An 18,917-nucleotide genomic window follows, 5' to 3' on the forward strand; every position below is an offset into this window, starting at 1 on the left:
CCCGGCGGCGAGATGCTGCCGTTTCGTCGACGACTGTTTTCCAGCGGCGCGGCTGCGCGTACTCGGTGGGCGATCAGCGATACGGATGCGGTGCTGAGTTCGCCTCTGCGCAGGGGTCTCCGGGCGGCCGACCGCGTTCACCTGTGACCTCGCACGGTCGGTGGCTCGTTCGGAATCGGTTGGTGCCGCAGTACGCACAGCACCGTTCGTCGACTCACAACGCGTCTCCGCGATGTTTGTCCAGGAGCCAAACCAGCAGTGCCTTCTGCGCGTGTAGCCGGTTCTCCGCTTCGTCCCATACCGCGCTGTGCTGCCCGTCGAGCACGTCGTCGGTGATCTCCTCACCGCGGTGGGCCGGAAGGCAGTGCAGCACTACGGCGTCGGGGGCTGCTTTGGCCAGCAGGTCGGCGTTCAGTTGGAAGGGGCGGAAGGGGCCGACGCGGTCGAGGCCGTCGTTCTCCTGGCCCATGGAGGTCCAGGTGTCGGTGACGAGGGCGTCGGCTCCGGAGGCGGCGGCGATGGGGTCGCCGGTCAGGGTGATGGTCGCGCCGGTTTCGGCGGCCCGTTTGCGTGCCGCGTCCAGGATCCACGGCAGCGGTTCGAAATTCGAGGGTGCGGCGATGGTGACGTTCAGGCCCGCGGTGACGCCGCCGAGCAGTAGCGAATGCGCCATGTTGTTGGCGCCGTCGCCGAAGTAGGTGAGGTTGCGTCCGGCGAGATCGCCGATGCGTTCCTTCAGGGTCAGCAGATCGGCGAGCACCTGGCACGGGTGGAATTCGTTGGACAGCGCGTTGACCATCGGAACCGTTGCGGCCTCGGCCATTTCGTCGAGGCGGACCTGTTCGAAGGTGCGCCACACGATGGCGTCGACGTAGCGCGACAGCACCCGTCCGGTGTCGGCGAGGGTTTCCTCCCTGCCCAGTTGGGTGTCGCGGCCGTCGACGACGACGGCGTGCCCGCCGAGTTGGGCGATCCCCATCTCGAAGGAGAAGCGGGTGCGGGTCGAGTTCTTCTCGAAGATCACTCCCACGCCGCGTGGGCCGTCCAGCGGACGGCGCGAGAACGGCGACGCCTTGAGTTCGGCTGCCAGGGTGAGGATTTCGGCTTGTTCGGCCGGGGACAGATCATCGTCGCGCAGGAAATGCCGTAGCCGCGCGGTGGCCTCGCTCATGCCGGTTTTCCCTTCGCATCGTCGGCCGCGCCGTCCAGGATTTCCGGGAGGTCGGCGACGAAATTATCGGACTGGGTCTCGGTGAGCACCAGCGGTGGGGCCAGCCGGATGATGTTCGGCTTCGGGGCGTTCACCAGGTAGCCCGCTTCTCGCGCCCGGTTCTCGACCTCGGCCGAAATATCCTGGGTGAGGACGATTCCCAGCAGCAGCCCGGCCCCGCGCACATGGTCGACAAGGGGGTGTTCGAGCAGTTCGATGCCGTCGCTGAGCCGTTTGCCCACCGATTCGACGTGGGAGAGCAGATCCTGTTCGTCGATGGTGCGCAATACCGCCAGTGCGGCAGCGGCGCAGACCGCGTTACCGCCGAAGGTGGTGCCGTGCAGGCCGGGGGTGAGCAGATCGGCCGCGGGGCCGGTGGCGAGGACCGCGCCGATCGGCAGGCCGCCGCCGAGGCCCTTGGCGAGGGTGATCACGTCGGGCACGATGCCGCAGGACTGGTGGGCGTAGAACTTGCCGGTGCGGCCGATGCCGGTCTGCACCTCGTCGAGTATCAGCAGCGCGCCGTGGCGTGCGGTGATCTCCCTTGCCTTGACCAGGTAGTCCAGCGGCGGCACCACGACGCCGCTCTCCCCCATCATCGGTTCGAGGAAGACGGCGGCGGTGTCGGCGTCGACGACGGCTTCGAGCGCGGCGGCGTCGCCGTAGGGGACGTGCACGACGCCGGGCGGCATCGGCGCGAACGGTTCACGCTTGGACGCCTGACCGGTCAGCGCGAGCGCGCCCATGGTCCGGCCGTGGAAGGCCTCCTCGGCGGCGACGATCTTGCTCCGGCCGGTCAGCCTGGCCATCTTGAAGGCGGCTTCGTTGGCCTCGGTGCCGGAGTTGCAGAAGAACGCGCGGCCGTGTCCGTCGCCGAATTCGCCGTCGCCGAAATGCGCGAGCAGCCGCTCGGCCAGTTCGATGACCGGTTCGTTGGCGTAGAGGTTGGAGGTGTGACCGAGGGTGCCCAGCTGGTGGGTGACCGCCTCGAGGATCGCGGGATGCCCGTGGCCGAGACTGTTGACCGCGATGCCGCCGAGGAAATCGACGTAGCGATTGCCGTCGGCGTCGTAGACGACGGCTCCCGCGCCGCGCACCAGCGCGATCTTCGGGGTGCCGTAGTTCTTCATCAGCGCGGCCGACCACCGCTGCTGAAGGTCTGCTGTACTCATTCGTCGACTCCGTAATCGCTGCGGTCCCGGACCTCGCGGCGCGTATCAGGTTCGTTCGTGACAGGGTGCTTCGTGACGGGCTCTCTCATGATCGAGCCCTGCTGGCGGCGGGGGTCACCATGGTGCCGATCCCTTCGCCGGTGAACAGTTCCAGTAGTACCGAATGCGGGACGCGGCCGTCGATGACGTGCGCTGTCGGCACCCCGCCCTGCACGGCGCGCAGGCACGCCTCCATTTTCGGCACCATGCCCGCGTCCAGTCGCGGCAGCAGCGTCGCGAGATCCGTCGCGTCGATGCTCGAGGTGAGCGAGGAACGGTCCGGCCAGTCGGTGTAGAGGCCCTCGACGTCGGTGAGGATCACCAATTTCTCCGCACCGATCCCCTCGGCGAGTGCCGCGGCGGCGGTGTCGGCGTTGATGTTGTGCACGACGCCGTCGATATCGGGGGCGATGGTGGAGACCACCGGAATCCGTCCCGCGCCGATCAGATCGAGGACGGCGTCCGGGTTCACCCGGGTGACATCGCCGACCAGACCGATATCGGTCGGTTCGCCGTCCACGTCGACGGTGCGGCGGGTCGCGGTGAACAGGCGCGCGTCCTCGCCGGAGATGCCGACCGCGTACGGTCCGTGCGCGTTGATCAGCCCGACGAGTTCACGACCGACCTGACCGAACAGCACCATCCGCACCACATCCATGACCTCGGGCGTGGTCACCCGGAATCCGCCGCGGAATTCGCCCTGTAGCCCGAGTTTCTTCAGCATCGCGCTGATCTGCGGACCGCCGCCGTGCACGACGACCGGATGCACGCCGACGGTGCGCAGGAAGGCCATATCCGCGGCGAACGCGCGCTTGAGTTCGTCGTCGATCATGGCGTTTCCGCCGTATTTCACGACGACGATCTTGTCGCGGAACTTCTGCAACCACGGCAGTGCTCCCGCCAGCACGTGCGCCTTGTCCAGCGCCGAGAGTTCGCGCAGCAGTGCACCGTTCATGAGCTGTAGGCCGAATTCTCTTCGACGTAACCGTGCGAGAGATCGGTGGTGCGGATCGTCGCCGCCCCGTCACCGACATTCAGTGCGATCCGCACCTCGATATCCATGCCGGACAGATCGACCTCGCGCGCGCCCGGCGCGCCGACACCGTCGACGCAGACCGGATTTCCGTTGAACGACACCGAGATCCGGTTCGGATCGAGGGTGATCGGCGCGATGCCGACGGCGGCGAGCACCCGGCCCCAGTTCGGGTCGGAACCGAAAAGCGCGGTCTTGACCAGGGAGTCACGGGCGACGGCGCGCGCGGCGACCAGCGCCTCGTCCTCGGTGAGCGCACCCGTCACGGTGACGAGTACCCGCTTGGTGATCCCTTCGGCGTCGGCCATCAGTTGCGTGGCCAGATCGTCGCAGACCGCGAGTACCGCGGCGTCGAGTTCGGCCTGCGACGGCGTCACCGCGCTCGCGCCGTTGGCGAGTAGCAGCACGGTGTCGTTGGTGGAACAGGAACCGTCCACGTCGAGCCGGTCGAAGGTGAGCCGGGTGGCGTTGCGCAGCGCCTGATCCAACTGTTCGGGGGTGGCGCGGGCATCGGTGGTCAGGACCACCAGCATGGTGGCCAGCGACGGGGCGAGCATGCCCGCGCCCTTGGCCATGCCGCCCACATTCCATTTTTCGTTGTGGTGGAACGCCGCTTCCTTGGGCACGGTGTCGGTGGTCATGATGGCGTAGGCGGCGTCCAGGCCGCCGGACAGTCCGCCGCCCATCTCGTGCACGATCTCGGTGACGGCGGGGATCAGTTTGTCCATCGGGAGCCGGTCACCGATCAAACCCGTCGAACAGACCGCGATCTCGCCCGCGCCGGTCTCGGTGCCCCAGTTGCTCAGCGCCGTCGCCAATTCCTCGGCGGTGCGGTGGGTGTCCTGGAATCCGCCCGGTCCGGTGCACGCGTTCGCGCCGCCGGAGTTGAGGATGACCGCGCGCAACCGGCCCGAGGACAGCACCTGCTGCGACCACAGCACCGGGGCGGCCTTGACCTGGTTGCGGGTGAAGACGCCCGCCGCCGCGTAATCCGGGCCCTCACTGAATACCAGTGCCAGGTCCGGGTTTCCGCTGGCCTTGATGCCGGCGGCGATACCCGCGGCACGGAAGCCGAGCGGGCCGGTGACGCCCTGGGTCCGAACCAGTTTCCCGCTCTCGACTGTCGTCACGGTGCCACTCCTACGGTGGAAAGTCCTTCGGCCTCGTCGAATCCGACGGCCAGGTTCATGGATTGGACCGCAGCGCCCGCGGTGCCCTTGGTCAGGTTGTCGATCGCGCCGATCACCACGAGCAGTCCGGCGTCGGCGTCGACGGCCACCTGGAGGGTGACCGCGTTGGAACCGAGGACCGAACCGGTCTGGGGCAGCACCCCTTCGGGCAGCAGATGCACGAAAGGTTCGTCGGCGTAGGCCTTCTCGTATACGGCCCGGGCCTGGTCGGCGTCGACGCGCACCGGCGCGGTGCAGGTCGCGAGGATACCGCGCGGCATGGGCGCGAGCACCGGGGTGAACGACACCGTGACATCCGTTCCGGCGGCCGCGCCGAGATTCTGCGCGATCTCGGGGGTGTGCCGGTGCGCGCCCGCGATGCCGTAGGCGCGCACGGAACCCATCACCTCGGAACCGAGCAGGCCGACGTCGAGTTTGCGGCCCGCGCCGGAGGTGCCGCTGACGGCCACCACGTTCACCGTCGGTTCGACGATGCCCGCCGCGACGGCGGGGGCCAGGGCGAGGCTGGCGACGGTGGGATAGCAGCCGGGCACCGCGATCCGGCGCGCGCCACGCAGGGCGTCGCGGCCGCCTGGCAGTTCCGGCAGGCCGTAGGGCCAGCTGCCCGCGTGTTCGGTGCCGTAGTACTTGGTCCACGCCGCCGCGTCGCGGAGCCGGAAATCCGCGCCGCAGTCGATGATCACGGTCGATTCGGGCAGGGCGTTCGCCAGCGCGGCGGACTGACCGTGCGGGAGTCCGAGGAAGACCACATCGTGCCCGGCCAGTTCCTCGGCGGTACTCGGCGCGAGGACGCGGTCGGCGAGCGGCAGCAGGTGCGGCTGGTGCTCGCCCAGCCTGCTGCCCGCGTTCGAGCCGGCCGTGACGGCGCCGATCTCCAGGCGACCGGCGCGGTATCGGGGATGACCGAGCAGCAGGCGCAGCACTTCGCCGCCCGCGTATCCGCTGGCACCGGCAACGGCGACCCGCACGACGGGTTCGTCCGACGTATCAACCATGAAATGATTATGCACGATCATGCAAGCTCATTCATAAACGGGGGGCGAACTCCGCCGCCGATTCGTCGGCGCGACCGGCGATCAGCCGCGCGATCAGGGGAAACAGCAGTACCGTCGTCGCGCCCGCCGCTACCAGTGTCGAGGCGATCTCCTCCGACATCAACCCCGCTCCGGTCGCGACCTGGGTGACGGCCACGATGATCGGCAATCCGGTGGCCGCGTAGAGCGCGAGTTGAGCGCGTTCGCGCGGCCGTTCCAGATTCGCGCCGTGCGGCACGAAACGTTCGCTCAACCACACCGGCAACCCCCTCGCCAGGGCGATGGAGACCACGAACGACACCCACAGCAGCGGTTCCGCGGTGACCGCGCCGATATCGATCCCCATACCGGAGACCACGAAGAAGATCGGGATCAGCATGCCGAAACCGATGGTTTCCAGCGACGCGTGGACCTGCGGATGTCCGGCGGCGATCAGCGTGCGCAGGATCAGCCCCGCCGCGAACGCGCCGAGCACCACGTCCAGGTCGAAGACCTCGGCGACCGACATCAGCACCAACAGCAACAGCAGGACGAAACGCACCGGCAGTTGCGAGGTGCCGCCACCGAGTTGCGCCAGCGCGCGCCCGAATCCGGGCCGGTCGAGCAGTCGCCGCGGCACCATCCCGATGATCGCGGCCGCGAGCAGGAACAGCAGCAGCACGACAACGGCGGCGGGCACATTGCGACTGCTCAACAGCACCGACATCGCCACGATCGGCGCGAGTTCGCCGACCGCGCCGTGGGCGAGTACCGCCCGGCCCAGCGGCTGCTCCAGCACACCCTGCTGTTTGACGATCGGCAGCAGGGTTCCGAGCGCGGTCGAGGTCATCGCGATGGCGACCGCGACCCGCGTGGTGACCGCGGCGTCCCAGGCGACGAGCGCGAGCAGGCCGAAGGCGAGAAGGAGGCTCACCGCCCACACCACCCACGCGGTCCGCCCCGGTTTTCCGCCAAGCAGTTTCGGGTCGAGTTCGTAGCCCGCGAGCAGGAACAGCATGCCGAGCCCGAGTTCGCTCAACAGATCGACGCCACCGTCGGTGCCCGCCCAGGCCAGGGCGTGCGGGCCGAGCGCGATGCCGAAGCCGAGCAGAATCACCACATCCGGCACATAGCCGCGAAGTAGCCGAGATCCGATGGGCGCGAGTGCGGCGGCCAGCGCGATCCAGAACAGCGAGACGATCGCCGACGGCGGAACTCCCGTATCTGCCGCTGCCAACAGGCGCATCCGATAATCCTGGCACACGAACACGGGGTGATCCGGCGATCACCGACCAGATTGCCCCGTTGTAGCCGGATATTCTCCTGACCGCCGAACCCCATCGGGGATACCGTCGAAGGATGACCCGAGCGAAGGTCTTCCACGAGCTGCACCATCGGCAAACGCCGCTGGTCCTGCCCAACGCCTGGGATTTCGGTTCGGCGGCGATGCTGGTGGCCGAGGGATTCCCCGCCGTCGGGACCACGAGTCTCGGCGTCGCGGCGGGAGCCGGGCTGGCCGACGGGGCGGGCGTCACCCGGGACGAGACCCTCGCCCTCGCCGCGCGGCTGGCCCTGCTGTCGGTACCGGTGACCGTCGATATCGAGGGCGGTTTCAGCGAGGATCCGGGGACGGTCGCCGATTACGTCGCCCGGTTGTCCGAACTCGGGATCGCCGGGGTGAATCTGGAAGACGGCCGCGGCGAAGCCGGTCTCGCCGTCCCCGGACAGCAGGCCGAGTTGATCGCGGCGGTCAAGGACCGTTCGCCGGAGATCTTCGTCAACGCGCGGGTCGACACCCACTGGCTTTAACTCGACGAGGGCTCCACCCTCGCGCGCGCCGACGCCTATGCCCGCGCGGGCGCCGACGGCGTCTTCGTGCCGGGCCTGCGCGATCCCGAGGAGATCGCCGCGACGGTCGCCGCGGTGCCACTGCCGGTGAACGTCCTCTACCTGACCACGGGTCCGTCGGTCGCCGAACTGGCCGCGCTCGGGGTGCAGCGGGTGAGCACCGGTTCGCTGCTGTATCGGGCGGCGTTGGCCGCGACGGTGGATATCGCCCGCGCGGTGCGCGACGGTGCGCCGGTCGCGGGCGGGATACCGAGTTATAGCGATGTGCAGCATCGCGCACCATGACCGCGGTGCTCGTCCACCGCGACGACAACGCGCCGGAGGCCCGGTAGGCGGCGCGCCAGGCGGGGGTAGGCGGGGCGGCGTGGGTTAATGGGGCCCATGGTCATTCGCTGGATCATTGCCCTGGCCGGGGTGGTACTCGCCGTCGCGTTGGGCGCGGTCACCTTCGTGATCGTGTCGGCGACGATTCCCGAATCATTGGTACCGCTGTCGTTCGCGGTCAGCAATTACGGCCTCTATCTGATTCCGGCGGGGTTGCTCGGCATGGGGATCGGACTGATCCTCGCGCAGCGACGCAACGCTGCCGTGTTGCGGATCCTGGGCATGCTGGTCGGGATGGTCTGTGTCGTCGCGACGGTGGCGGCCTGCGTACCGCTCGTCGCCTCCTGGCGGGAGGCGGGCAGGCAGGGCACGCAACTGTCGATCATGAAGTACCTGACCGGCGGCACCAATACCGGCGATCCGGTGGAGACACTGAGTACTCCGTACGCGTCCGTCGACGGCACCGACCTGCTGATGGACGTCAAGATGCCCACGGATCTGGTCGACGGGCGACGGGCCGCGGTGATCTGGGTGCACGGCGGCGGATTCACCGGTGGCGACCGGGGTGAGGGCCCGGAATGGCACAAATGGCTCAACGACCGGGGTTACGCGGTTTTCGCGATCGAGTACCGACTGGCGCCACCGCCGCGCTGGGAGCAGGCACCGGGAGATATCCGATGCGCGGTCGGCCGAATCAAGGAGCGGGCCAACGAATTCGGGATCGACCCGGCCCGTGTCATGCTCGCGGGCGGCTCGGCGGGCGGCAATCTCGCCCTGATGGGGGCCTACGCCGACGAACGCGTCGCGCCGAGTTGCCCGGTCGGCGATACGTCCGTCGCCGCTGTCGCCGCATTCTATCCTCCGACCGATCTGGCGTCGGGCTGGTACGACACCGGTAGTCCCGAGTACTCCCACCGCACCCTCACCGACTATCTCGGTGGTGCGCCCGACGTCCATCCGGACCGCTACGCCGCCGCCTCGCCCCACGCGTATGTCCGCCCCGGTCTGCCGCCGACCCTGCTCATGCACGGCACCCGCGACCATGTCGTGCCCTTCGACCAATCGGCCGCTCTGACAAGCGAACTCGAATCCGCGAGCGTCCCCGTGACACTCGTGCCGCTCCCCTACGCCGACCACGGATTCGACGTCACCTGGGGCGACTGGGCCACGCAGATCTCCCGCGACACCTTCGACGATTTCCTCACCCGGTACTTCCCCGCGCCGTGACGTCGACCGGGAAGCGCCTGCTCGACGTCCAGGTCCTCCGGTTCAGCGTTCGACGACGCGTTCCCCCTCGCCCGGCTTCCAGATCGTGATGTGCAGTTTGTCGTTCACGATTTCGACGGTGGACGCACTCGTCAGATCGGCGACGTAGAAGTGGTCGAATTCCTCCCCGCGGATATCGAAACCGTTCTCCTCGAACAGCGCCTGGGCGAAGCGGCGGTGCACTTCCTTGTCGGGCAGGTCGGTGACGGTGCCGAACAGTTTCGCGTCGCCGTCGCCGACCATGGTGTCCACGGTCGCGGTGTGCAGGCAGAAACGCGGGTCGCGGGCCAGATCCTTGAATTTGGTTGTACCCGGCATCCCGGCGATGACGAGCATGTCCTCGAAGACGCGCGGTTCGACGGGACTGATCCGAGGGGAGCCGTCGGCGCGCAGGGTGGCGAGCATGCAGAGATTGCCCGTCGCCCGGTGCCGACGCGTGAAGATCTTCGCGATCTCGGGTGCTTGCGCGGTGAACTCGCTCCAAGTGGTCATAGGAAGGACCGTACGACGAAAACCTGTCATCTTCTGTCAGGTTTGCCGGATAGTGTCGAGGGGTGCGTGCGAGTCGGCTTGTGCAGTTGCTGCTGATCCTCCAGACCAGGGGGCAGGTCACCGCACCCGAACTCGCGGCCGAACTCGAGGTGTCGGTGCGCACGGTGTATCGCGACGTCGAAGCCCTCTCGGCGGCGGGCGTGCCGGTCTACAGCGAGCCGGGCCGCGCGGGCGGAGTGCGGCTCGTCGACGGCTATCGCACCCGCCTGACCGGTCTGACCTCCGACGAGGCCGACGCGGTCCTGCTGGCGGGACTCCCGGATGCCGCCGCCGACCTCGGTCTGGGCACCGTGCTGGCGACCGCGCAATTGAAGGTGCTCGCCGCGCTGCCGCCGGAATTGCGCGGGCGCGCCACCCGCATCGCCGAACGGGTGCACGTGGACGCGCCGGGATGGTTCCGCCGACCGGAGCAGACCCCGACCCTGACAACCGTCACCGATGCGCTGTGGCACGACCACCGCCTCCTGGTGCGCTACCGGCGCGGCGACCGTGTCGTCGAGCGTCGACTGGATCCGCTGGGCCTGGTACTCAAGGCGGGCACCTGGTATCTGGTGGCCCGGCAGGGTGCCGATATCCGTTCGTATCGGGTCGGGCGGATCGAGGCGGCGCACGCTCTCGACGAAACCTTCACCCGCCCCGATGATTTCGAGCTGTCGGCGCATTGGGCGCGGGCCCAGGAGGATTTCGCGCGGTCGATGTTGCGGGTGCGGGCCCGGTGCCGCATCGATCCCGCGCATCTGCGCATGCTCGCCCTGACCTTCGAACCGGCCGCCGTCACCGAGGCCTACGAGTCGATGTCGGAACCCGACGCCGAGGGCTGGGTCGAGATCGTCCTCGCGTCCGAGGCGTATCACGTACTCCTGCACGGCATTCTGCAACTGGGCGAACACGTCGAGATTCTCGCGCCGCCCGAGTTGCGCGCGGAGATCTCGGCGACCGCCCTGGCGATGGCGAAACGCTACGGCTCGGTCGGCGACGCGTGAGGATATCGGTCGACCGATCGTGCCGCGGCGATCCGGGTCAGCGCAGAGTGCGGAAGAATTCGCGGATGTCGGTCGTCAGCAGATCGGGCGCTTCCATGGCGGCGAAATGACCACCTCGGTCGTATTCGGTCCAGCGCACGATCTCGTGCTGCTCCTCGGCGATCTTCCGAATGGACAGATCACCGGGAAAGATCGCGGCCGCGGTGGGCACGCCCGAACTCTTCGACGCCGCTCCCCATGCCTCGGATTCACTGTAGAGCCGGATCGAGGAGGCGAAAGTCCCGGTGAACCAGTACAGGCTGACATTGGCGAGCAACGCGTCACGATCCACGGCGTCCTCGGGCAGTTCGATCGCAGGATTCGTCCAGCGCTGGAACATGTCGACCAGCCAGGACAGCAGTCCCGCCGGTGAATCGTGCATGCCGATCGCCAATGTCTGCGGGCGACCCGCCTGCACCATCGCGTAGCCGTATCTGGTGAAACTGTCCGGACCGGTCAGCTTCGACAGTTTCGCCTGATCCTCCGGGCTGTATTCGGATTCGCCCGTCCCCCAATCTTGTTCGGTGCGGTCCTCGCCGTCCCAGGACGGCAGGGTGATCGGGCCGTTGACGTGGATGCCGATGAGATGTTCCGGCGCGATGCGGCCGAGTTCGGTGGCGGTGAAGAAACCCGCGTCCCCGCCCTGGGCGCCGTAGCGGTCGTAGCCGAGCCGGGCCATCAGACGTGCGACGACCTGCGCGTAGCGCTCGGTCCCGCCCGCGCCGACCTGCGGTGCCACCCCCGAGAACGCGAAACCCGGCAGCGAGGGGATCACCAGGTGGAAGGCATCGCGCGGATCGCCACCGTGGGCGCGCGGATCGCTGAGCGGCCCGATGACCTCCAGGAATTCGATGAACGACGCGGGCCATCCGTGATTGAGGACCAGCGGCACGGCGTCGGGTTCGGGTGAGCGCACATGCAGGAAGTGGACCGGCTGTCCGTCGATATCGGTGCGGAAATGCGGCAGTTCGTTCAGTCGCGCTTCCATGGCGCGCCAATCGAATCCGGTCCGCCAGTAGTCGGCCAGCGGCTTCAGGTACGAGACGGGCATGCCCTTGTCCCACCCGACGCCGGGCAGTTCGTCGGGCCACAACGTCTCGGCGAGCCGGGTGTGCAGTTCATCGATGCGTGCCTGCGGAATCTCGATGCGGAAGGGCCTAATGTCGTTGCTCATGAAATCCACGCTAGGAGGTCCTTAGGACAGTTTTGTTCCTAACCTCGCGCCATACTGGATTCATGCTCGAAACCTCCGCGCGACTGCTGAAACTGCTCGCGCTGTTGCAGACGCACCGCGAGTGGGCCGGTGCGGAACTGGCGGAACGACTCGACGTCACCGGCCGCACGATTCGGCGCGATGTGGAACGGTTGCGCGATCTCGGCTATCCCGTGCACGCGACCCGGGGCACCTCGGGATACCGGCTCGGCGCGGGCGCGGCGCTGCCGCCCTTGCTGCTCGACGACGAGGAGGCGGTGGCCGTCACGGTGAGTCTGCGCAGCGCCGCGGACGGCAGTGTCGGCGGGATCGAGGAATCGGCGTTGCGCGCCCTGTCGAAGCTGGAACAGGTACTGCCGCCGCGACTTCGGCATCGGGTCGCCACGCTGCGCGCCGCGACCGTCCGGGTCGGCGCCCCGGCGGCGCGGGTGGATCCGGACACGCTGATGGCCATCGCCGAGGCGTGTCAACGACGTGAGCAGCTGCGTTTCGACTACTCCTCCCACGGCGGGGCGGGTTCGATCCGTAAGACCGAGCCGCACAGCCTCGTACATTTCAGCAGACGCTGGTATCTGGTCGCCTGGGATGTCGACCGCGGCGATTGGCGCACCTTCCGGGTGGACCGCATGACACCGCGCGTTCCCACCGGTCCACGGTTCACGCCACGCGAACTGCCGGAAGGCGATGTCGCCACCCATCTTTCGCGCCGTCTGTCCCAGCGCGCCTGGCCGCAGCAGGCCACCGTGCTGCTGCACGCGTCCGCCGAGACCGCAACCGCGCGGGTCTGGCCGGGTATGGGCGTGGTCGAAGCCGTCGACGACAACACCTGCCACCTGCACGTCGGCGCGGAGACACCGGAAGCGCTCGTGTGGGTGATCTCCTCGGTGGATCTCGACTTCACGCTGGTCAGCGGTCCACCGGAACTCGTGAGCGCGCTCGAGGCCCAGTCCGTCCGCTGTCGTCGTGCCATCGAGGGATTTCCCCGGTAGTCAAGGGGTCCAGTCGAGTACCGTCGCGAGTGCCCTGACCTGCACCGACGGCGGGACGAGCCGCATCGCGGCATTGCGCAGCGCCACCACCGGCCGCGAGGACAGTTGGGCGACGGTGCCGATGCGCCGCGAGCGCGCCGCGATCATCCGGCTGCGCGGGCGGCGTTCCCGGTCGTAGCGGGTGAGGTCGCCTCCCTCGTCGGCGACGCGCGCGAGGATCACCGCGTCTTCCAGCGCCTGACAGGCGCCTTGGCCGAGGTTCGGGGTCATGGCGTGGGCGGCGTCGCCGAGCAGGGCGACGGTCCCGCGCACATAGGTCGGCAGGGGCGGCAGTTCGTAGATGTCGTGTTTCAGGACCGTCTCCGGATCGGCGGCGGCGAGGAGCGCGGGGATCGGCGCGTGCCAGTCGCCGAAGCGGCGGCGGAGTTCGGCGAGTCCACCGGATTCGGTTCCGGCGGGCAGGTTCGCGGTGGCGAAACAGTAGACGCGGCCGTCGGGGAGCGCGGCGAGACCGAAACGTTCGCCCCGGCCCCAGCTTTCGCCGAGGTCACGGATCGGCTCGCTCGGCGCGACCACCATCCGCCATGCGGTGTACCCGGCGTAGACGGGCGTGATGTCACCGCAGACCGCGCGCCGGACGACGCTGTGGATTCCGTCGGCGCCGACGATCAGATCCCCGTCCGACTCGCCCTCGGAATGTGTCACCGCACCGTCCGCGTCCACACCCGTCACCGAGATCCCGGTCCGCACAGCCGAATCCGGGACGGCTGCGCGCAGGATCTCCAGCAGATCGGCGCGGTGCAGCATGATCGGGAGCCCGTAGCGATCCCGGATCGCCGCGATATCGGTGCGCGACAACAGTCTGCCTCGCTCGTCCCTGATTCCCGCCGAACCCTCTTCCCTGGCACGCGACCGCACCTCGGCGCCGACACCGATGGCATCGAGCGCGCGAAGGGCGTTGGGCCACAGCGACAGTCCGGCGCCGACCGCTTCGATACGCGGTGCGCGCTCGAGCACTTCGACCTCCCAGCCGCGCCGGGACAGCGCGACAGCCGTGGCGAGACCACCGATACCGCCACCGACTATGACCGCCTCGGACATGTGCCCTCCTCCGTGCGCAGGCCGACCGAGCGGGTCGACACGGACCAAATTACTACATATGTAGTTTTTCCACAACAGGTGTAGTGCTTGAACTACTGGCATAGTGTTCATCCGTGCCTACGAAACGTGAACTCGTTCTCGACGGGGCGATCGAACTACTCGGTACCCGAGGCCTGCGCGCGCTCACCCATCGCGCGGTCGACGAGGCCGCCGCCATGCCGCCGGGGTCGACGTCGAACTATTTCCGCACCAGGGAGGCGCTGCTGAGCGGGGTGGCCGAGCGGATGGAGGAACGCGACCACCTCGATTGGGCGATCCTGAGCCGACTGCCCGATCCGACCACCGTCGGCCAACTCGTGGACGGCATGACCCTGTTCGCCCGACACGCCGTCGGCGCCGACCGCACCAGGACCCTCGCCCGCTACACCCTGTTCACGGAGGCGCAGGCCTCCCCCGCCCTGCTGGAGTCGGTGCGGCGCGGACACGAACGGCTGATCACCTGGGCCGCGACCATGCTCGAGCCGTTCGGCGCGCACCCCTCGATCGCGAAGATCTTGGTCGACTACCTCGACGGGGTCATCCTGCACCAATTGCTCGGTCCCGCCACTGATTTCGATCCCGCGCCGAATCTGGACAGGACGGTCCGAGCTCTCCTGTCATGAGGCTGTCGAGACCGGATGCCCGCCGACGAGTCAGAAGAAGGTCTCCACCAGGTCGACCACGCGGGGACGCGCGGACGAAGCGTCGTCGACGACCGGGATCAGCCGCCATTTGTCGAACGCCGTACACGGATGGGACAGGCCGAGCCGGACGACGGATCCGACCGGCAGATCGGACGCGGACGCACCGGGCAGGCGCAGGAAAGCGTGTTGATCGTTGAGGGCGCTGACGACGGCGTCGACACCGAGCGGAACCGAAACCCCCTGCACCACAGCATATTGCGGGACCGGTAAACCCTTGTCGTAGGGGACGTCGCGCTTACCCGCGTCGAGGAGCGCCAGTTCCGGTTCCGGACGTGACACCGTCCGAGCCCACGCGTGCATCGCCGACCGCAGCGGATGCTCGGACCGGGCGGGCGTCATGGGCGAGAGGTCGGCGTAGAAACCGTCGTCGTGGACGAGGTACGCGCCGCAGCGCAAGACGACGGTGGTCGCGACACCCCGGACGCCCTGTTCGTCGGCGAGTCCGGCGAGGTGTTCGACCACCAGGTCCTGATAGGCGCTGCCGCCCGCGGTGACGATCGTCGCACCGGAATACCGCCCCCGGTCGGCCAATTCGCGGTGCAGACGGGCCAATTCGTTCAGGTAGTACCGGACCGCGGCCAGCGATTCCGGCCCGCGATCGTCCGCGAGCGCCGCCTCGTAGCCGCCGACCCCGGCCAGGACCAGCCGTTCGGAACGCAGCACCGCCTCGGCGACGGCGTGCGCGTCCTCGACCCGGCGCACGCCCGTCCGGCCGTGCGGACCGCCCAGTTCGACCAGCACCCGCAGTCGCGCGGCTCCGGATGTCGCGCGCAGGTGCCGGTCCATCAGTTCGACGGTCTCGACGCCGTCGACCCAGCAGACGAAGTCGAAATCCGGATCGCGCTCGGATTCCGCTGCGGCCCAGGCCAATCCGACCGGGTCGACCAGCGCGTTGGCGAGCACTATCCGGCCGACACCGAACGATCGGGCGAGCTGGGCCTGCCACCCGGTGGCCAGGGTGATCCCCCAGCATCCCGCGGCCAACTGCTCGGCCCACAGTTTCGGCGCCATCGTGGTCTTCCCGTGCGGAGCCAGACGCACCCCGGCGTCGGCGGCCCACGCGCCCATCACCGCGCTGTTGGCGTCGAGTGTCGAGCGATCCAGTGTCAGCAGTGGTGTCTGGAAATCGTCGAGATGCGGTGCGGTCGCGAGGAAATCGCGCACCGTTCGACCCCACGCGGCCGGCGGCAGACTCTTGTGTTCGGGTCCGAGGATCCGGTCCGCGAGTGTCCCTACGGCTTTCTCGTCGATCGCCACGGTGTCCTTCCCGAACCGGTGTCCTTACCCGAGTCCCCGGTGTCCTATCCCGAGTTCCGCAGCGCGGTCGCCAGCCCGTTCATGGTCAGCAGGATGCCGCGTTTGACCAGTTCGGAATCCTCGCCACCGCGCAGCCGCCGCAACAGTTCCACCTGCATCTGGTTCAGCGGCTCCAGGTAGGGGAAACGGTTGTGGATCGACTCGGCCAGCGACGGGTTGTCCGCGAGCAGATGATCATTGCCGGTGATGGCGGCGTGCATACGGATGGTGCGGGCGTGCTCGTCGCGGATCATGCCGAAGATGGTGTCGCGCAACGTCTCGTTCTCGACGAGTTCGGCGTAGCGGGCCGCGATGTCGAGATCGCTCTTGGCCATCACCTGGGCCAGATTGGACAGGACCGTCCGGAAGAAGGGCCAGCGCCGGTACAGGTCCGACAGCGTCGCCAACCGGGCGTCGTCACCGCCGATCCATTCCTCGAGCGCGGTCCCGGTCCCGTACCAACCGGGCAGCATGACCCTGGCCTGACTCCACGACATCACCCACGGGATGGCGCGCAGATCCGAGACCGAACTGGTGGGTTTACGGGAGGCGGGCCGACTTCCGATATTGAGGTCGCCGACCTCGGCCACCGGCGTGGACTGCCGGAAATACTCGACGAATCCCGGGGTCTCGTGCACCAGCCGGGCATAGGCCGCGCGCGCACGGGCGGCCAGCTCGTCCATCAACTCGTAGGAAGGTTCGGCTTCGGATCCGAGACCTTCGACGTCGAGCAGTGTCGACTCCAGCGTCCCGGCGATCAACGACTCCAGATTACGGTGCGCCGCACCGGGTTCCGCGTACTTCGCCGCGATGACCTCACCCTGTTCGGTCAGGCGCAGCGATCCGCGCACCGCACCGGCGGGCTGGGCCAGGATCGCGTCGTAACTGCGCCCGCCGCCACGCCCCACGGTGCCACCGCGACCGTGGAACAGCCGCAATCGGATCCCGGTCTTGCGCACCACCTCGACCAGATCCAGTTCGGCGCGGTAGAGCGCCCAGTTCGCCGCCAGATATCCGCCGTCCTTGTTGGAATCGGAATACCCGAGCATGACCTCTTGGCGCATATCGGCGGCCGCCACCAGGTCTCGATAGACCGGCACTTCGAGCGCGGCGGCCAATGTCGCCGCGCCCGCGCCCAGATCTTCGATGGTCTCGAACAGCGGCACGATCCCGACCGCGCAGATCGGCGGGCCGTCCGGTTCCCCCGGATCGAGCAGGCCGCCCTCCTTGAGCAGCAGCGCCGCCTCCAGCATGTCGCTGACCGAGGTGCACATGCTGATGATGTAGTTCGGCACCGCCTCGGGGCCGAGTGTGTCGACGACATCGCGGGCCGCGCGGACGATGCCGAGTTCCTTGGCGGCGAGTTCGCCGAGCCGGGCGTGCGGACCGAGCAGCGGTCGGCGGGTGCGCAACTCGGCCGAAAGCAGTTCCACGCGTTCGTGTTCGGACAGGCTCGGATAGTCCTGGTGCACCCCGGCCCAGGCCAGCAATTCGGCGACGACCTGTTCGTGTACCTCCGAGTTCTGCCGCATGTCCAGACCCTGGAGGTGGAAACCGAAGGTCTCGACCGCGTGCCGCAGCGCGGCCAGCCGATCGTCGGCCAGCAGGCCGTCGCCGCCCGCGCGCATGGAGGCGTCGATCGCGTCGAGATCGTCGAGTATCGACTGCGGAGTCGGATACACCGCGGCGGCGTCGGTCTGCGGACCGGTCACCGCACCGGGCAGCGTGTCCAGCGACACCCAGGCCGCGTGGTCGACGGCGATGGCGCCGAGGGCGCGCGCAGCCGTCGCGGACAGCCTGACCCGAATCGCGTGCAGCGCACGGCGATACGGTTCGTCGGCGTGGGTGGCCGGGTCCGGGTAGCCCGCGGCCGCCAGTTCGGCGACGCGGGAACTGACCCGTACCAGCCGCGACGACTGCGACAGCGTCTTCTCCAACCCCTCCAGTTCCCCCAGGTAGCGGCCGAACGCGACGCCCGCCGCCTGCCCGGCGGCCTGACGCACCACCTCGGCCGTCACGTACGGATTGCCGTCACGATCGCCGCCGATCCACGAACCGGGCCGCAGGATCGGCCGCGGCAACAGTTCCACACCGGGCCATCGGGACCGCAGCGCCGCGCGCACTTCCGCGTTGATCGCCGGGATCACGTCGAACAGCGTCAGTTCGTAATAGCGCAGCCCGACCGCGATCTCGTCCTGAATGCGCAACCGCTGCAACCGGATCAACGCCGTGCGCCACAGTGCGAGCACCTGCCTGCGGATCTGCGATTCGGAGGTGGCGCGTTCGCGTTCGGTCTCGGTGTACCGCTGCCTGCGGCGCATCAGTTCGGTGATGGCGGTCTGCACGTCGAATACCGTGCGCCGTCTGGTCTCGGTGGGATGGGCGGTGATCACCGGCGACACCAGCGCGTCGGCGAGCAGGTCGGCCACCGCCGCGCCGTCGAGCGCGGCGGCGTCCAGTTTCCGATAGGTCGCCGCGAGCGAGGAGCTCTGCGGCGGCTCACCGGCCGCTTCGTGGGCGGCCCGCCGACGGTCGCGCTGGATATCCTCGGCCAGGTTCGCCAACAGCACGAAATAGCTGAAAGCCCTGATCAGCGGTAACGCCACCGCGATATCGACGCCTTCGAGTATCTGCGCCACCGCGCTGCGCCCGACCTCTTCGCGCCGAACCCGGAACGCCTCGATGCGCACGCGTTCGATCAGGTCGAAGACCTCGGGGCCCTCGTGGTCACGAATGGTGTCACCGAGCACGCCACCGAGGAATCGGATGTCGTCGCGCAGCGGCCGGATGGCGTCCTGTTCGGTCTCGATCCGCGATTCGGTCATCCTCCGACCCTACTGCCGAAAAGGCTCGAGCGAGCGCCCTGGAGCGCACAGATCACAGTCGCCCGCAGAGCGTCTCGGCGC

The 18,917-nt window shown here is 68.4% G+C and carries 15 protein-coding genes and 1 pseudogene; 5 read left to right on the plus strand and 11 right to left on the minus strand.

Going from position 1 to position 18,917, the window contains the following annotated elements:
* Window positions 1-214: 214 nt before the first annotated feature.
* The 6 genes from argF to JZ792_RS15260 all read right to left on the minus strand — a co-directional run bounded on the left by argF (window position 215) and on the right by JZ792_RS15260 (window position 6,903).
* On the minus strand, window positions 215-1,171 hold the full coding sequence (gene argF, locus JZ792_RS15235) for an ornithine carbamoyltransferase (protein ID WP_216911125.1): 957 nt from the start codon (window positions 1,169-1,171) through the stop codon (window positions 215-217).
* Window positions 1,168-2,382: an acetylornithine transaminase gene (locus JZ792_RS15240; protein WP_216911126.1), complete on the minus strand. Its 1,215-nt coding sequence runs from the start codon at window positions 2,380-2,382 to the stop codon at window positions 1,168-1,170. Before JZ792_RS15240 ends, argF begins: the two co-directional genes overlap by 4 nt.
* 85 nt (window positions 2,383-2,467) lie before the next feature.
* On the minus strand, window positions 2,468-3,376 hold the full coding sequence (gene argB, locus JZ792_RS15245; RefSeq protein WP_216911127.1) for an acetylglutamate kinase: 909 nt from the start codon (window positions 3,374-3,376) through the stop codon (window positions 2,468-2,470).
* Window positions 3,373-4,584, minus strand: coding sequence for a bifunctional glutamate N-acetyltransferase/amino-acid acetyltransferase ArgJ (gene argJ, locus JZ792_RS15250; protein WP_216911128.1), 1,212 nt, complete (start codon window positions 4,582-4,584; stop codon window positions 3,373-3,375). The genes argB and argJ overlap by 4 nt, the downstream gene beginning before the upstream one ends.
* Window positions 4,581-5,639, minus strand: coding sequence for an N-acetyl-gamma-glutamyl-phosphate reductase (gene argC, locus JZ792_RS15255; RefSeq protein ID WP_216911129.1), 1,059 nt, complete (start codon window positions 5,637-5,639; stop codon window positions 4,581-4,583). The genes argJ and argC overlap by 4 nt, the downstream gene beginning before the upstream one ends.
* Window positions 5,640-5,670: 31 nt before the next feature.
* The gene (locus JZ792_RS15260; RefSeq protein WP_216911130.1) at window positions 5,671-6,903 is read right to left on the minus strand and encodes a cation:proton antiporter; all 1,233 of its coding nucleotides are present in this window, start codon (window positions 6,901-6,903) and stop codon (window positions 5,671-5,673) included.
* A gap of 113 nt (window positions 6,904-7,016) precedes the next feature.
* Here JZ792_RS15260 and JZ792_RS15265 point away from each other — a divergent pair.
* Window positions 7,017-7,790: pseudogene (locus tag JZ792_RS15265) on the plus strand (isocitrate lyase/PEP mutase family protein).
* 96 nt (window positions 7,791-7,886) lie between these two features.
* A complete protein-coding gene (locus JZ792_RS15270; RefSeq protein ID WP_216911131.1) occupies window positions 7,887-9,056 on the plus strand; it encodes an alpha/beta hydrolase in 1,170 nt (389 codons plus the stop codon).
* A 42-nt stretch (window positions 9,057-9,098) separates the two neighbouring features.
* On the opposite strand, the gene JZ792_RS15275 is transcribed toward JZ792_RS15270, so the two are convergent.
* Entirely contained in the window at window positions 9,099-9,587 is a 489-nt protein-coding gene (locus JZ792_RS15275; protein WP_216911132.1) for a pyridoxamine 5'-phosphate oxidase family protein, read from the minus strand.
* Between the two features lie 62 nt (window positions 9,588-9,649).
* Between JZ792_RS15275 and JZ792_RS15280 the strand changes: the two genes are divergently transcribed.
* Window positions 9,650-10,630, plus strand: a complete 981-nt coding sequence (locus tag JZ792_RS15280) for a helix-turn-helix transcriptional regulator (RefSeq protein WP_216911133.1) — start codon at window positions 9,650-9,652, stop codon at window positions 10,628-10,630.
* 37 nt (window positions 10,631-10,667) lie between these two features.
* On the opposite strand, the gene JZ792_RS15285 is transcribed toward JZ792_RS15280, so the two are convergent.
* The gene (locus tag JZ792_RS15285) at window positions 10,668-11,843 is read right to left on the minus strand and encodes an epoxide hydrolase family protein (protein ID WP_216911134.1); all 1,176 of its coding nucleotides are present in this window, start codon (window positions 11,841-11,843) and stop codon (window positions 10,668-10,670) included.
* A gap of 62 nt (window positions 11,844-11,905) precedes the next feature.
* On the opposite strand from JZ792_RS15285, the gene JZ792_RS15290 reads away from it, so the two are divergent.
* Window positions 11,906-12,871, plus strand: a complete 966-nt coding sequence (locus JZ792_RS15290; RefSeq protein ID WP_216911135.1) for a helix-turn-helix transcriptional regulator — start codon at window positions 11,906-11,908, stop codon at window positions 12,869-12,871.
* Here JZ792_RS15290 and JZ792_RS15295 read toward each other — a convergent pair whose 3' ends face one another.
* Window positions 12,872-13,972: an FAD-dependent oxidoreductase gene (locus JZ792_RS15295; protein ID WP_216911136.1), complete on the minus strand. Its 1,101-nt coding sequence runs from the start codon at window positions 13,970-13,972 to the stop codon at window positions 12,872-12,874.
* A gap of 113 nt (window positions 13,973-14,085) precedes the next feature.
* On the opposite strand from JZ792_RS15295, the gene JZ792_RS15300 reads away from it, so the two are divergent.
* On the plus strand, window positions 14,086-14,634 hold the full coding sequence (locus JZ792_RS15300) for a TetR/AcrR family transcriptional regulator (RefSeq protein WP_216911137.1): 549 nt from the start codon (window positions 14,086-14,088) through the stop codon (window positions 14,632-14,634).
* A gap of 30 nt (window positions 14,635-14,664) precedes the next feature.
* On the opposite strand, the gene JZ792_RS15305 is transcribed toward JZ792_RS15300, so the two are convergent.
* Both JZ792_RS15305 and ppc read right to left on the minus strand, forming a co-directional pair.
* On the minus strand, window positions 14,665-15,972 hold the full coding sequence (locus tag JZ792_RS15305) for a type III PLP-dependent enzyme domain-containing protein (RefSeq protein WP_216911138.1): 1,308 nt from the start codon (window positions 15,970-15,972) through the stop codon (window positions 14,665-14,667).
* 44 nt (window positions 15,973-16,016) lie between these two features.
* Entirely contained in the window at window positions 16,017-18,836 is a 2,820-nt protein-coding gene (gene ppc, locus JZ792_RS15310; protein WP_216911139.1) for a phosphoenolpyruvate carboxylase, read from the minus strand.
* Window positions 18,837-18,917 lie beyond the last annotated feature (81 nt).

This window comes from Nocardia noduli (assembly GCF_019038455.1).
Lineage (GTDB): Bacteria > Actinomycetota > Actinomycetes > Mycobacteriales > Mycobacteriaceae > Nocardia > Nocardia noduli.

Excerpts from the sequence above, each read along its gene's own strand:
- argF (WP_216911125.1), bottom strand. The coding sequence starts at position 1,171 with ATGAGCGAGGCCACCGCGCGGCTACGGCATTTCCTGCGCGACGATGAT.
- JZ792_RS15240 (WP_216911126.1), bottom strand. The coding sequence starts at position 2,382 with ATGAGTACAGCAGACCTTCAGCAGCGGTGGTCGGCCGCGCTGATGAAG.
- argB (WP_216911127.1), bottom strand. The coding sequence starts at position 3,376 with ATGAACGGTGCACTGCTGCGCGAACTCTCGGCGCTGGACAAGGCGCAC.
- argC (WP_216911129.1), bottom strand. The coding sequence starts at position 5,639 with ATGGTTGATACGTCGGACGAACCCGTCGTGCGGGTCGCCGTTGCCGGT.
- JZ792_RS15260 (WP_216911130.1), bottom strand. The coding sequence starts at position 6,903 with ATGCGCCTGTTGGCAGCGGCAGATACGGGAGTTCCGCCGTCGGCGATC.
- JZ792_RS15270 (WP_216911131.1), top strand. The coding sequence starts at position 7,887 with ATGGTCATTCGCTGGATCATTGCCCTGGCCGGGGTGGTACTCGCCGTC.
- JZ792_RS15275 (WP_216911132.1), bottom strand. The coding sequence starts at position 9,587 with ATGACCACTTGGAGCGAGTTCACCGCGCAAGCACCCGAGATCGCGAAG.
- JZ792_RS15285 (WP_216911134.1), bottom strand. The coding sequence starts at position 11,843 with ATGAGCAACGACATTAGGCCCTTCCGCATCGAGATTCCGCAGGCACGC.
- JZ792_RS15290 (WP_216911135.1), top strand. The coding sequence starts at position 11,906 with ATGCTCGAAACCTCCGCGCGACTGCTGAAACTGCTCGCGCTGTTGCAG.
- JZ792_RS15295 (WP_216911136.1), bottom strand. The coding sequence starts at position 13,972 with ATGTCCGAGGCGGTCATAGTCGGTGGCGGTATCGGTGGTCTCGCCACG.
- ppc (WP_216911139.1), bottom strand. The coding sequence starts at position 18,836 with ATGACCGAATCGCGGATCGAGACCGAACAGGACGCCATCCGGCCGCTG.